This window comes from Pseudoalteromonas sp. S3431 (assembly GCF_000690035.1).
GTDB lineage: Bacteria > Pseudomonadota > Gammaproteobacteria > Enterobacterales > Alteromonadaceae > Pseudoalteromonas > Pseudoalteromonas fuliginea.
This window is the reverse complement of record NZ_JJNY01000045.1, coordinates 110,175-124,500: the sequence shown is the minus strand read 5'-3', so window position 1 is coordinate 124,500 and position 14,326 is coordinate 110,175. Positions and strand designations below refer to the sequence as shown.

Here is a 14,326-nt window from a genome sequence, read left to right as displayed (position 1 = left end):
GCCTAATTAAATAACAATATGAAGACCATGGCATCTACTCTTTTAAAAAGCGCTAGCCTAAGCCTGCTAGTTGCACTCTTTGGCTGCTCAGAGCCTACAAGCGAACAAACTCCATTAGAAAATACAGCCGGTGTAAGCCTTAGCAATATTAAACAGCATATTAAAACGCTAGCCTCTGATGACTTTCAAGGCCGAGGCCCGCTAACTCATGGTGAAGTGAAAACAGTAGGCTACTTAAGCGAGCAATATAAAGCGCTGGGTTTAACCGGTGCTTATAAAGGTAAATACTTACAGCCTGTAAAAATGGCAATGGTGACAGCTAATCAGGATATGCAGTTAAAAGTAGGTGATTTGAGCTTTGAATCAGGTAAAGACTTTACCGCACGTACCGAGCAACTTCAGCCATTAATTGATGTACGCAATTCTGACATTGTATTTGTTGGTTATGGTATTAATGCCCCTGAATATAACTGGAATGACTATAAAAATATTGATGTAACGGGTAAAACAGTGGTTGTGCTCGTTAACGATCCAGGTTTTGCTACTCAAAACGACGCCCTTTTTACTGGTAATGCAATGACCTACTATGGTCGTTGGACTTATAAATATGAAGAAGCCGCTCGCCAAGGTGCAAAGGCTGTATTTATTGTTCATGAAACCGCACCTGCGGCATATCCTTGGGGCGTAGTTGAAAGTTCAAACACGGGTACTAAATACACGTTAATGGATAACAACTTAAACGCATCAAAATTACCGGTTATGGGCTGGCTAACACTTGATGCGACTGAGCAAATGTTTAACGCCGCAAAGCTTAACTATCAAGATTTAAAACAAGCAGCATTAAGTGATGACTTTAAAGCGACGCCACTTAACTTAAAAGCAAACCTTGCCTTTAAAAACGAAGTGTCACATGCCAAATCACATAATGTAGTTGCACAAATTACAGGAAGCGAATCACCTGACGAATACGTTGTTATTAGCGCTCACTGGGACCACTTTGGTACTAAACAAACTGACACCGGCCCTAAGATTTATAACGGCGCGGTCGATAACGCTTCAGGCACTGCAGCCACGCTTGAAATAGCACGTATAATGAGTAAAAAGAACAAGCAAAAGCCATTTAAACGCTCAATTATTTTTGCTAACTTTACAGCAGAAGAAACGGGGTTAATTGGCTCTGAAGAATTTGCATCGGGTGCGGTTGTACCTACAAAACAAATGGTCGGTCTATTAAATATTGATGGCATGAACGTGCTTGATGGCACTGACTACATTTTACAATACGGTAAAGATTTATCGACAATGGAAAACTATTTAGCAAAAGCTGCAAAATCACAAGGCCGTTTTGTTAAAATGGATCCTCGCCCGCAAAATGGCTTGTTTTTTAGATCTGATCATTTCTCGCTTTCTAAGCAAGGCGTGCCTAGTTTATTATTTATGAGTCTGGGTGATACCGATCCTGAGTACATTGCGCATAAATACCATAAAGAAGCAGACGATTACTCAGCTGATTGGTCGTTAGGTGGTGTTAAGCAAGATATAGATCTTATTGTTGATATAGCCACACAGCTTGCAAATAATGGCGATTGGCCAAAGTGGACGAGCGAGTCTGACTTTAAAGCCAAACGCGCGCAAGATAAGCAATAAATAGCTATTAAATAGAGTTATGTAATATAAAAATCCTCCTACTTGGAGGATTTTTGTTTTAAACGAGCGCGCATTAATAGCGTTTCGGCCTTTGCCCCTAAATAAACATAAATAGCCAGTGCAATTAAAAGCCCTACCACTGCCAGCATCATCGCTATGGCAGGCATTAAATATTCCGATTGCCCCAACGCCGCTTTAAACATAGTTAACAGCGCCTCAATTGATATAGCAATCAACACAGTAGAGATAAACCGTGTAATAGTGCGCCGCGTAGATGAGTGCCTAAAAATATCCTTATGCATAAGGATTTCTTCTTCGAGTATTGTTTTACCTAAATCGAATACTGCTAATGCTAGGGTGATGTAAATAATGATACTAAAGGGTTCAAGTGGGTCTGATGAGGTATCTACATGAGTTAATAGCGCGTATATATCATTAAAAACGATATTCAGTAAAAATAATACTAAGCAAAATAAGCACGCAACAATAATACCGTAACCCGCTTTAAAGTAAGGCGACATATTAGCGCGCGCAGTATCACCCATTACAAACTCAATAAGCTGCGTTAAGCTCACATCAACGACCAAGTAATGTTGATTATTAATTGGTTTTTTTAGTTCTTTAATCGCCGATATACATAAATGGTTAGTCGCTATAGAAATGTAGGGATCAGTAAAGCACACCCTATCACTTGTTTTAGCGTTCAAAAAATAGGGGCGCTCGCTTAAATCTTGTTGATTACCACTTTCACCTAGTTTTTTGCTATATGCCCGTTTAAAGCAGACATTATTACCCTGCTGCAAACCTTCTGCATTTAAACAATATTGTAATTCTAAAAATGGGTACTGCTTAATCAGGTAGCGGGTATCACGCTCTTTGGTTAATCCGTCCTCAATACTCATTAAAATAGATTCAAGTAAACTGTGTATTACATGCTCATATTCGTGGTAGCGCTCAACACTACTGATATAACTCATTCGCGCCATTTTAAATACTCATTAGCCTAAGTTATCAATTGATTTGCAAGTTTAAAACCAACAATAAAATAACTTAATAATCAGCAACTTGATAATATTCAAACTCGAGTTTTGCACCACTTTGGTGACTAAAAAGTAATATATTAAATTAAATGCACAAAAAAGCAGCTAAGTATTAATTACTTAGCTGCTTTGTGAGTATGACTGGTAAGGTTCTACATAGAGCTTATCACTGAACCTTCGAAAACTCTTCTTTAGATAACTCGCCATTTCCATCTGTATCTAATTGATCAAAAAGCTGTACTAGTTGCGAGTTTACTTGGGCTTCTGTTTTACTAATTACGCCGTCGCCATCTGTATCAAAAGAATCAAAATCTACCGCAGCAAACGCCGCTGAAGAAGAAGCTAGGGCTACAAGAGCTAAAGTTTTGTGTAATGTTTTCATAATCGTTTCCTTAGGCTTTGAGCCTGATTAGGGGTAAGAAGTCCTTTTCAAAGATCCTTTAGGAGTAAAGTGTCTATAAATTAATATTCAAAAAAATCATTTTCTGTCGGGCCACCGCTACTTTGAACATTCAGCTCGTCAAATTGCTCTATCACTTGCGCCGATTCTTCAGAGCGACTAATTGAAGCGTTGTCGTCTGCATCGCGTGTTTCAAAGTCTGTGTTTGCAAATACTACTGACGAAGAAACAATAGCTATAAGTACAAATGTTGATTGTAGCTTTCTCATAATTTAATCCTTCAAAAGTATGCGGTGTCCTAAATAAATTTGCTCTATAGTGCTCTCTAGTCACATCCTGGTTATTCTTTTTAGTAGGCTCCCTTGCCTACTTAGGTTGTCTTTGGCAACTCAGAATTTAGATAACATCACAGAGCATTAACTGCTTAAGGCTTTAATTTTAGGCCTTAGAAAACTCATCTTCAGATAGCTCACCATCTTGGTTAGTATCTAGTTCTTCAAACTTGCTTAAAAGCTCAGCATCCACTGAAGCTTCGGCTTGGCTGATTGCGCCATTACCATCTACGTCTAGCGTATCAAAATCTGTTGCTGCAAAAGCCGCTGATGAAGAAGCTAGCGCCATTAGTACTAATGTTGATTGAAATGTTTTCATAATAGTATTCCTTCATTGGGTTGTTGCGATTAAGGCCTTTGGCTTTCATCACGTTTTGCTTAATACATTCTATGTATTACAACTTCGGTGCCACTTTTTATTTATCATTTAAAAACAATGAGTTAAATGATGCAAAGCGAGAAAAGCTTAATTTGGGGAGGTGTTGTTGTTGCTATTTAGCAACAGCCATTTAATTAAAAAGATTAAACCTATGAAAATCAATTGGTTAAGTTTAATTAAAAAGACACACTTTTGCTAAAAAGCCAATAAGGGGGGCGTTTGAGTTAGTCTTCAAAATAAACTGAATATGAACATGGAAATTACATCGGATTTATTTGCGGCTATTAAATAATTAATTTACTTATAATCAGTAAGTTACATTGTTTTTGAAATTTATTATAAATAATTTTGGAAGGATATTTTGAAATTAACTGTTTTGTTGCCAAATGGCGAATTTATTTAGGAAGGTTTCAATGCTAAAGCTAAGTTGTAGCATTAAACTCATAATTTAATGCGCCGTAAAATATAGGTTCGCTTGAGTTAAGCAAACCTACATCGTGTGCCAGCTATTGGAGTGAGGTAAATTATATAGATTTAAACTACTTCCACCCTTGCAACCACTTTTGGTTATCTTTTAAATCTCGCCAACTAATTGGATATTGATTTTTTGACATAACAGCCTCGGTAATACATTCAATTACGTTGCCATCTTCATCAAACTCCACCTCAACAATAATGAAGTGTTTTTCTTTATTTATAGCAGGTGTTGCGGTCCATTTACTATTCAATAATTTTTTAGGGCTTAATTTATTCATTTAATATAGCGACTCTTACTCGTAACTTATATAAGGCAACTATACGACCCCAACACCTACTTAGTTCAGGTTACTGAGCAACTAGCTTGCCCTTATACATTTGCATTTGGCAATGAAAGTCATATTCACCGGCTTCAAGCGCAGGTAGTTTAACTGTATTGCCATCACCCATTGCCAGCATTTTACTTATATCAAGCTGTGGAAATACCACGGTTTCGGCGCATGGCGCGCTGTCTTTTCTATCAAAGGTAAGTACAACTTCTTTGTTAGCTGCCACTTTAATGTGTCCTGGCTTATAAACACCGTTATCAACGACTATTGTTTCTTTGTTGTCATCACTTTGTGTTTGCTCTGGTTTGTATAGCCAAAACCAATAAATAATTGCGGCTATTAACAGTGCACCACCTATATTAATCATCAACATAATGTACTCCTTAGCTTAAATTACGATTTATTTGGTTTGAAAAAACGTAAGCGATTAGCGTTACTTACCACTGTAAGCGATGAAAGTGCCATAGCTGCACCTGCAACAACAGGGTTAAGTAGTATGCCAAAAAATGGATACAACACGCCGGCTGCAATCGGAATACCCGCCACGTTATAAATAAAGGCACCAAATAGGTTTTGTTTAATATTTGAAATAGTTGCATTACTCACTGCAATTGCATCAGCAAGACCATGTAATGAACCACGCATTAAGGTAATGTCTGCACTTTCTATTGCAACATCGGTACCTGTACCAATTGCAAATCCTACGTCGGCTTGTGCAAGTGCGGGAGCATCGTTAATACCGTCACCTGTCATACCCACTATTTCACCATTTGCTTGGCGTTTTGTTACTTCGTTTACTTTATCATCAGGCATTACTTCTGCAATAAAGTCATCAATACCAACTTGCTTAGCAACGGCTTGTGCAGTGGCTTTGTTGTCACCTGTTAGCATAACTAGGTGGATACCTTTATCTTGCAGGCGTTTAATAGCTTCAACTGAATCCTCTTTAATAGGATCCGCTACTGCAATAATAGCGTGGAGCTTATTATTACTTGCAAAATACATGGGCGTTTTAGCATCACTGGCAAGTGTTTGAGCTTGCTCGGTTGCATCATCAACGGCCACGTTGTATTTATCCATTAGCGCTTTATTGCCAAACAACAATGTTTGCCCGTCAACACTGCCAGTGACACCTTTACCTGTAATTGCGTTAAAGTCAGCTACTTTGCTTAAAGCTAAGCCCTGCTTTTTAGCGTGTGCCGTAATTGCTTGGGCCAGTGGATGCTCTGAGCTACTTTCAAGGCTTGCAACAAGTTGCATTACTGTATTTTCATCACTGTTATTAAAGGTAACTACATCGGTAACTTGCGGTGTGCCTTGAGTAATAGTGCCTGTTTTATCTAAAATCATGGTGGTGATTTTAGATGTTGTTTGCAGCGACTCACCATTTCGAATTAATATTCCTGACTCTGCAGCTTTACCAATACCCACCATAACCGACATAGGGGTTGCGAGTCCTAGCGCACAAGGACAAGCAATAATAAGTACAGTGGTTACCGCAACTACGGCATAAGCAATTGATGGCTCAGGTCCAAAGTTTAACCATGCAAGGCCTGCAAGCACCGCAATAATCATGACTGTTGGTACAAATATTCCTGATATAACATCAGCTAAGCGCCCTATTGATGGCTTTGAGTTTTGTGCACGCTTTACCATATTGATAATATTGGCAAGTGTGGTTTCGCTACCAATGTGCGTGGCTTTAAATAATAAAGTGCCACTTTTATTAATACTTCCGGCAACGACTTTATCGCCCGTTTTTTTGCTTACAGCCATTGGCTCACCAGTAAGCATTGACTCATCAACCGTACTGCTGCCTTCAATAACATCGCCATCCACAGGGATTTTTTCACCCGGGCGTACGCGTACTTCATCATTTTTTACAACATCACTAATGTCGATGTCTTGCTCTTGACCATCGCGAATTACGCGTGCAGTTTTTGGTTGCAGGCCAATTAAGCGTTTAATTGCTTGTGAGGTGCGCCCACGTGCTTTTACTTCAAAAGCGAGCCCTAAACTAATTAAACCGATGATCATCGATGATGCTTCAAAATATACGTGTCTTGCGACTTGTGGTAATAAGTTTGGTGCTATTACCACAAACATTGAATACAACCACGCAGTACCTGTACCAAGCGCTATTAATGTATCCATATTGGCAGCATGGTTTTTAAATGCCTGCCATGCACCGTTGTAAAATTGCTTACCTGATATAGCCATAACCACAAGCGTGACTATACCCACTAAAAACCAAGCTATTCGTTGTGTGTCGGTGGTCACACTCATGTCAAAAATAAGCCCGTATATCATTAACGGCGCACCGACCCCTAACGCTAATATCATATTACGCATCAGCTTTTTATAATGTGCCTCATCCGACTTTGCTTTTTCATCAAGTGCATCTTGATCAGACTCATTACTCATTGGCTTAGCTGAATAACCAATGTTTTCGACTGCTTTAATAAGCGTGCTTTCACAGGCTTTACCTTCTACACGTACTGTACGCTGTGCAAAGTTCATTTCCACGTTTTGCGCGCCTTGCACGCTATTAAGGGCTTTTTCAATTTTAGCCACACAACTGCCGCAATTAGCGCCTTCAATAATAAAGTTTTGCGCGGTGTCTTTTGTATTAGTCGTCATTACGCTGCTCCTTATTTGCAGAATCGTTTATTGGATCAACAAAAGATTCTATTAAACTACACACGTCACTGGCATTTGCACCATCGGCTGATGTATCCCATTGATCCAGAGCTGCATGCATCCTGTTTCGTAGTTTTAATGTTTCTTGAAATAGTGCTTCGGTTTCTTCTAGGCGTTTAGTAATGAGTTTTCGCGTTAACGGACAAGGACAATTCCCTTGCTCTGACTCGCCTATAATATGTTGAATATCTTTGAGTGAAAAACCAAGTTGACGCGCACTAATAATAAACTTTAAACGTTGCTGGTCTTGCTTTGTATATTCTTGATAGCCATTTTCTTCACTGCGTATTGGGTTAAGTAACCCAATACGTGTGTAATGACGAACAGTATCGGCAGTCACGCCCATTAATTTGGCAAGTTGTTTAACATACATAATTTAGCCCCGTGGAATTTCAATAGATCAATAATAAACCTATGTGCAACACACAGGTCAATAGAGAGGAGCATTAAAGCATAATTTAAATTTACTGAAACTGATTTAGCGAAAAAGTGAAAGCGCTCTGGCTAGAGCGCTTAAATAAGAGAGGTAAAAGTATTGAATCTATTGTTCTTTAAAGGTTAAATTTAACCAGCAAATATCAGCAGTCTCTAGTTAGCATGCTCGCGTGAGGCTTTTAGCTCTTCGCTTAGCTTGCCTGCTATATCTTGAATTTTTGGTATAGCATCTTTCATTAAGCTTTGTGACATTTGCATAGACTCTTGCATTACAACAGGCATTTTTTCAAGTATTTTTTGCCCTGTATCTGTTTTATAAAACGCTAACATATCAGCAATTTCTTGCTCACTAAAATGTTTTTCGTACACGCTAATCATCATTGGCTGCATTTTAGCCCAGCTCATTTCGGTTTTTAATACCGTTGTCATGTCGCCGTAGTATTTATCAAAAATAGCCTGTTCAGAAGCCCATTTGGTCTGACATGCCTTTCATCATACCTTCAACCTGGCCGTACATAGAATCAACCATTGCATCCATGTTCATTACATTAATGAGTTCATCTATTTTTTGCTGCTTAGAATTTTGTTCAGCATACAAACTACTAGAAAAAATCAGTAATGATAAAAGTAGTACCTTACCCATAATAATATCCTTTCATATAAATAATGGACTTATGGTCACATGAATAATTTGCATTGTAAAGGGTACAAGCAATCATTAAAAAGGCCGAGTAAAATAAATTTATTCGGCCTTTTATAAATATATTTTTATGCTAATCGTCTTCTACATTATCTAGGCCTTTAGTGCCTTCTTTGGCTTTTAGCTTATGATGGATAGCAGACTTTATTAACATGTAGCCACTAATAGGTGCCGTAATTAGTAAAAATATAGTAATGAGTATTTCTTTAACACTTAGGCCATGCCCTGAATTTGCAAAATAAACCATAGCAGCAATTAACATACTCGCCATGCCCAACGTGGTTGCTTTAGTTGGTCCATGCAAACGCATAAAAAAGTCAGGTAGTTTAATTAAGCCTATTGAGCCAATTAAAATAAACGTACCACCAAATAACAATAATATTGATACAACCCATTCGCTGATCATGTTTTCACCTTATTCAATTATATCGCCACGTAGTAAATACTTACACACTGCAACTGTACTTATAAAACCGAGCATAGCAATAAGCAGTGCAGCTTCAAAATAAAGCCCTGTATCCATACTAATACTGTATAAAATAATCAGTGCGATGACGTTAATGTACATAGTATCGAGCGCTAAAACACGGTCAGGCACTGACGGACCGATGATCAATCGCCATAAATTAAGTAATAATGATAAGCCAATCATCGAAAAAACAATGAGTAATACAGTATCTAACATTGAAATATCTCCTTTAGTGGAGCTTCGTAGCGTTGTTTTATTTGTTTGATAAGTGCTTGTTCATCTTTAAGATCAAGCACATGTATTAATAAGTAGCGTTGCGTTGGCTCTTCACCCTCAAGTAACGATTCAGCAATTGGGTAAACCTCTGCACTCACAGTACCAGGTGTAAGCGATACACAACTGGCCAATATAGTAATTGGCATATCATGGGTTAAATCTATCGGTACTTTTATAAAGGCCGGACGCAAATTTTTAGATGGCCCAAGTATAAGTAAAGCCACTTGTAAATTTGCTACAACAATATCGTACAGCACAATAAGCAACTGCTTGAGAGCCAAGCCCGGCTTTAAAATTAGCGGCTGAGGCTCGCGAAGCGAAAAACTTAATATCGGGATAAGTATTGCAAAAATAGTCGCTAATACTAAGTGCCCTACCGACACGCTATTATTTAACAATAGCCAAACCATAAACAAAAATAAGCTACGAAATGGCGTTGGTAACCAACGAAAACGGGCTTGTAATCTCATCACATGCCTCCTTTAAGTACAGCATTAATGCCGCCGCTTATGTCATGTAACTGCACAGCAGCACCCAACATATATTCACTAATGGACCCGCCAAAAATTACTAATAATGGTGAACACGCAAGTAAACCTATAATTACAATTACTTGCAATGGGTTCGCATTTACACACTCAGCATTTTCGCTATTTTTACTTTTATGCTCCCAGAACAAGGTTGTGCCAGCGCGCGAAAGCGCTACTAACAACGCAAAACTTGTTACTAAATATACTGGCCAAAATAGTAAAGCTTGCTCACTGTTTAATGTCGCTTTAAGTATCCAAATTTTACCTACAAAGCCTGATAGTGGCGGCATACCAACTACCGTTAAAGCCGCAATAATAAAGCACACACCTAATAAAAATGGCTGTTTAACAGAGCGACCCGCCACAAGCCTATCGCCAACTTTACCGCGCTGGATTGAAACTAAGTCTGCTAGTAAAAATAGAGCGGCACTAACAAGTGTTGAATGCACTAAATAATATAAAAGTGCAGCAGTGGCATTTACATTTTGCAATGCAATTAGCGCAACCAACGTACCTACCGATACTAATACTAAGTTAGCCGTTAGTTTACGTAAGTCTTGCGCTGCCATAACACCAATGGCACCCACTATAATGGTGGCAATTGCTAAGCCCCAAAGCCAAGGCTGCGCCATATGTTCAAGCGCTCCGGCTTGTTCGCCAAATATCACAGTGTAAACTCTAAGCATGGCGTAAACGCCTACTTTGGTCATAATCGCAAACAATGCAGCAACCACAGGTTTAGCACTTGCATACGTATTTGGAAGCCATAAATGCAGAGGTAATAGTGCGCCCTTTAAAGCAAATACAATGAGTAATAATAAACCACCTGCTTTTGCTAGGTATACATCATCGCCCGAAAGCTCCGATACCTTTTGCGCCATATCTGCAATATTGAGCGTACCAAGTACACCGTACAAAATACCCAAACCGATTAAAAATACGCTTGAGCCAACTAAATTTAATATCACATATTGCAGCGCAGCACGGGTGTTTTGTTTATCACCTGCGTGCATTAACAATGCATATGATGCAATCAGTAATACTTCAAAAAATACAAATAGGTTAAATAAATCGCCAGTTAAAAACGCGCCATTTACACCCAATATTAAAAAGTGAACAAGTGGGTGATAAAAACTGCCTTTTTCATCATCGCCAGCACTACCATATAAAATAGCGCCCAAACCTAAAAGTGAAGTTAACGTAACCAATAAGGTAGACAACATATCGGCTACTAAGACGATTCCAAATGGTGCAGACCAATTACCAATAGCGTAAACGTTAATACCCGTATTATTAATATGTACAAGTAAAAATACACTAATGGCAAAAGTAGCTATTGCCATTACAATTGAAACTAAGCGGCGTATTTTAACGCTTTTACCACATGGTGGCAGTAATAAAATAACGGCCGTAAGCATAGGTAATAAAATAGGGAGCGAAGCTAAATGTTGGATCATTTTTGCTCCTTGTTATCTGCTGAGGTATTAGGCACATAACCATCAACATGGTCGCTACCTAAATCGGCGCGTCCACGTATTGCCAAAATAACCACGAATGCGGTCATCGCAAAACCAATAACAATAGCTGTAAGCACTAAAGCTTGAGGTAGAGGATCGGCGTATTCTGTGCCAGTACCAAGTACTACCGCTTTATTAATAGTAAGACGACCTGCTGAAAACAAAAATAAGTTAACAGCATATGAAATCATAGTAAGCCCAAGTACTACAGGGAACGTACGAGCTCTTAGCAGTAAAAACACACCGCAACTGACCAATACTCCAACGCAAGATGCGTACAATAATTCCATTAAATATTTACCTCTTTTTTCTGGGTATCTGCCGTCATATTACCTAAGCTTGCTAAAATCATTAGCGTAGCGCCTACAACCGTTAAGTAAACACCTAGGTCAAATGCAATCGCGCTGGCAAGCTCTGTTTTACCGACAAACGGAATATCAAAGTAGTCAAACCAAGTTGTTAAAAATGGCTTATCAAAGAACCAGCTACCCACACCTGTAAACAGTGAAATACCAATGCCTGAAGCTATGATTTTACGATAATTAACATCAAAACGTTCGTTTATCCATGCCGTACCATGCGCCATATATTGTAAAATAAACGCGATTGACGTTACCAGTCCTGCAATAAAGCCACCACCAGGTAAGTTATGCCCTCGTAAGAAAATATACGCCGACACCAACAACGCAAGCGGTAATAAACTTTGTGAAATACTCGCCAATAATATTGGATGACGTTCTTTAGCCCATGGGCGGCCTTCGCTGTCACTTGCAGGCATAAATAATGGAATTCGAGAAAGTACTTTAAATATACCTAATGCGGCAATGCCTAATACGGTAATTTCTCCAAGCGTATCAAAGCCCCTAAAGTCGACCAAAATAACGTTAACTACGTTAGTACCACCGCCACCAATTTTAGCGTTAGCAATAAAGAAGTCTGAGATTGAATCTAATGGGCGTGTGAGTAACGCGTAACAAATACTTGCTATAACTACACCTAACGTAGAGGCTATTGCTAAATCTCGAAGTACACGTAATGAACTTGATTCTTTTGGCGTATGTTGGGGCAAGAAAAACAATGCCAGCATAAGTAAAATAATAGTAACCACTTCAACGGTTAGCTGCGTAAGCGCTAAATCTGGAGCAGAAAAACGTGTAAATACAACCGACACCATTAACCCCACAATTGAGAGCATTAACAACGATACCATTCGAGAGCGATGCCAAATAACGGTGGCAAGAGCACCAATAATCAATAAGCCTGCACCAATTGCATTGTGCACATCAACAGGCGTAAGTGGCATGCTACCGGCAAGTTGTTGCATTTCAAATAATGGCCAACCCGCACACAGTAATACTACCGCTAACATAATTACAAGGTAGCGCTGCAGCGATCCATTTTCTGTACTGCTTACCTTTGACTGACACCAAGCAATAACGCTTAATATTACACGTTCAAACGTTTTTTTAGCGTTTAGAGGTGGTAACGATGCTTGAAATTGAAATAGATATTTACGATTAACATAAATAAATAAGCCGCCAACAACAGCCATTGCACTCATAAGTAAAGGTAAGTTAAATCCATGCCAAATAGCTAATTCGTAATGTGGCATCTTTTGCCCTAATACAGCTAAGGATGCCGCAGATAAGATGCCATCAATTGCAAAGTGCGGAAACATCCCTACTAATAAACAAATGACAACGAGTATCTCTATTGGTACACGCATATAACGTGGTGGTTCATGAGGTATTCGTGGTAAATTAATTGGATCACCGTTAAAAAACACATCGTGAATAAAGCGTGCGGAATACGCAACCGCAAATGCGCCTGCAACAGTTGCCAGTACTGGTATTAGCCACGACATAGAACCAAGTACTTGCTGATGCAGCGTTTCTGCAAAAAACATTTCTTTAGATAAAAACCCATTAAGTAATGGTACACCCGCCATTGCAGCCGCCGCGACCATCGCAAGCGTTGCAGTGTATGGTAAGTATCGCCACATACCATTTAATTTACGCATATCGCGCGTGCCTGTTTCGTGATCAATAATACCAACGGCCATAAATAACGACGCTTTAAACGTGGCATGGTTAATGATGTGGAATATTGCCGCAACAGTTGCAAGCTCAGTATCAAGCCCGAGTAACAGCGTTATTAAACCCAAATGGCTTATTGTTGAATAGGCTAACAAGCCTTTTAAGTCATGTTTGAATAATGCTATATAAGCACCAAACAACAGCGTAGCTAAACCCGTTAACCCAACGAGCAAGAACCACGTATCGGTGCCGGCTAAAGCAGGGTGAAAACGTGCTAACAAAAATATGCCGGCTTTTACCATAGTTGCAGAATGTAAATACGCGCTCACTGGCGTAGGTGCAGCCATTGCATGAGGAAGCCAAAAATGAAATGGAAATTGTGCCGATTTAGTAAATGCACCCAATAGCACCAATACCAATGCTACTTCGTATAAATCGTGAGATTGAATTATTGCTTTACTCGCTAGAATAACATCTAAGTCATAACTACCAACAATATCACTCAATAACATTAAGCCAGCAAGTAATGCTAAACCGCCAGCACCAGTCACAGCAAGCGCCATGCGCGCGCCCTTGCGTGCTTCGGACTTATGCCACCAAAAGCTAATTAATAAAAATGAGCTGATGCTGGTTAATTCCCAAAACAACCACAGTTGAATGACGTTGTTAGACATAACAATACCAAGCATTGCAGTCATAAATAGCATTAAGTAACTATATAACTTGGCCATTGAATCGTTAGCGCTTAGGTAGTAACGCGTGTAGAGGATAACGAGCAAGCCTATGCCTAAAATCATAAACATAAACAATAAACTGAGGCCATCTAACCGCAGAGATAAATCGAGTCCTATTGACGGGATCCAAGCTAATGAATAACGAATGGTTTCGCCCGCTAAAACTGCAGGTGCATGGTATAGAGTAATCCCCAAAGCCGTCAAAGGCGCGAGAGCCGTTAAACTAGTGCTTAAATTGCGGGATAACTTACCTGTGCATGCAGAAATAACACTGCCAATTAAGGATAACAAGGGTATCCAGAGCAAAGTCATAATGTAGGGCCTT

15 protein-coding genes and 1 pseudogene are annotated in these 14,326 nt (G+C 39.2%); 1 reads left to right on the top strand and 15 read right to left on the bottom strand.

What is annotated here, in order from left to right:
• Window positions 1-27 precede the first annotated feature (27 nt).
• Entirely contained in the window at window positions 28-1,647 is a 1,620-nt protein-coding gene (locus DO88_RS07430) for a M28 family metallopeptidase (protein ID WP_033039741.1), read from the top strand.
• A gap of 38 nt (window positions 1,648-1,685) precedes the next feature.
• Here DO88_RS07430 and DO88_RS07435 read toward each other — a convergent pair whose 3' ends face one another.
• The 15 genes and pseudogenes from DO88_RS07435 to DO88_RS07500 form a co-directional block, all read right to left on the bottom strand.
• Window positions 1,686-2,633, bottom strand: a complete 948-nt coding sequence (locus DO88_RS07435; RefSeq protein WP_024591129.1) for a PDC sensor domain-containing protein — start codon at window positions 2,631-2,633, stop codon at window positions 1,686-1,688.
• A 220-nt stretch (window positions 2,634-2,853) separates the two neighbouring features.
• On the bottom strand, window positions 2,854-3,069 hold the full coding sequence (locus DO88_RS07440; protein ID WP_024597051.1) for an EF-hand domain-containing protein: 216 nt from the start codon (window positions 3,067-3,069) through the stop codon (window positions 2,854-2,856).
• Between the two features lie 80 nt (window positions 3,070-3,149).
• Window positions 3,150-3,356, bottom strand: coding sequence for a hypothetical protein (locus DO88_RS07445; RefSeq protein WP_033039739.1), 207 nt, complete (start codon window positions 3,354-3,356; stop codon window positions 3,150-3,152).
• A gap of 169 nt (window positions 3,357-3,525) precedes the next feature.
• A complete protein-coding gene (locus tag DO88_RS07450; protein ID WP_007585535.1) occupies window positions 3,526-3,738 on the bottom strand; it encodes a calmodulin in 213 nt (70 codons plus the stop codon).
• Between the two features lie 599 nt (window positions 3,739-4,337).
• Complete coding sequence (locus tag DO88_RS07455) at window positions 4,338-4,553, bottom strand: TIGR02450 family Trp-rich protein (protein WP_007378775.1); 216 nt, start codon at window positions 4,551-4,553, stop codon at window positions 4,338-4,340.
• Window positions 4,554-4,623: 70 nt separating this feature from the next.
• Complete coding sequence (locus DO88_RS07460; RefSeq protein WP_033039737.1) at window positions 4,624-4,977, bottom strand: cupredoxin domain-containing protein; 354 nt, start codon at window positions 4,975-4,977, stop codon at window positions 4,624-4,626.
• Between the two features lie 20 nt (window positions 4,978-4,997).
• Window positions 4,998-7,244, bottom strand: a complete 2,247-nt coding sequence (locus tag DO88_RS07465) for a heavy metal translocating P-type ATPase (protein WP_033039735.1) — start codon at window positions 7,242-7,244, stop codon at window positions 4,998-5,000.
• Entirely contained in the window at window positions 7,234-7,677 is a 444-nt protein-coding gene (locus DO88_RS07470) for a MerR family transcriptional regulator (RefSeq protein ID WP_007378490.1), read from the bottom strand. Before DO88_RS07470 ends, DO88_RS07465 begins: the two co-directional genes overlap by 11 nt.
• A gap of 215 nt (window positions 7,678-7,892) precedes the next feature.
• Window positions 7,893-8,382: pseudogene (locus tag DO88_RS0118350) on the bottom strand (DUF2059 domain-containing protein).
• 130 nt (window positions 8,383-8,512) lie between these two features.
• Window positions 8,513-8,845: a Na+/H+ antiporter subunit G gene (locus DO88_RS07475; protein WP_007378492.1), complete on the bottom strand. Its 333-nt coding sequence runs from the start codon at window positions 8,843-8,845 to the stop codon at window positions 8,513-8,515.
• A gap of 9 nt (window positions 8,846-8,854) precedes the next feature.
• On the bottom strand, window positions 8,855-9,124 hold the full coding sequence (locus DO88_RS07480) for a K+/H+ antiporter subunit F (protein WP_007378493.1): 270 nt from the start codon (window positions 9,122-9,124) through the stop codon (window positions 8,855-8,857).
• Complete coding sequence (locus tag DO88_RS07485) at window positions 9,118-9,654, bottom strand: Na+/H+ antiporter subunit E (RefSeq protein ID WP_008134633.1); 537 nt, start codon at window positions 9,652-9,654, stop codon at window positions 9,118-9,120. Before DO88_RS07485 ends, DO88_RS07480 begins: the two co-directional genes overlap by 7 nt.
• Window positions 9,654-11,171: a monovalent cation/H+ antiporter subunit D gene (locus DO88_RS07490; RefSeq protein ID WP_033039734.1), complete on the bottom strand. Its 1,518-nt coding sequence runs from the start codon at window positions 11,169-11,171 to the stop codon at window positions 9,654-9,656. The genes DO88_RS07485 and DO88_RS07490 overlap by 1 nt, the downstream gene beginning before the upstream one ends.
• The gene (locus tag DO88_RS07495) at window positions 11,168-11,521 is read right to left on the bottom strand and encodes a Na+/H+ antiporter subunit C (protein ID WP_010554685.1); all 354 of its coding nucleotides are present in this window, start codon (window positions 11,519-11,521) and stop codon (window positions 11,168-11,170) included. The genes DO88_RS07490 and DO88_RS07495 overlap by 4 nt, the downstream gene beginning before the upstream one ends.
• Window positions 11,521-14,313 carry a monovalent cation/H+ antiporter subunit A gene (locus DO88_RS07500; RefSeq protein WP_007378497.1) on the bottom strand — a complete coding sequence of 931 codons (2,793 nt, stop codon included), beginning with the start codon at window positions 14,311-14,313 and terminating at the stop codon, window positions 11,521-11,523. Before DO88_RS07500 ends, DO88_RS07495 begins: the two co-directional genes overlap by 1 nt.
• Window positions 14,314-14,326: the final 13 nt, after the last annotated feature.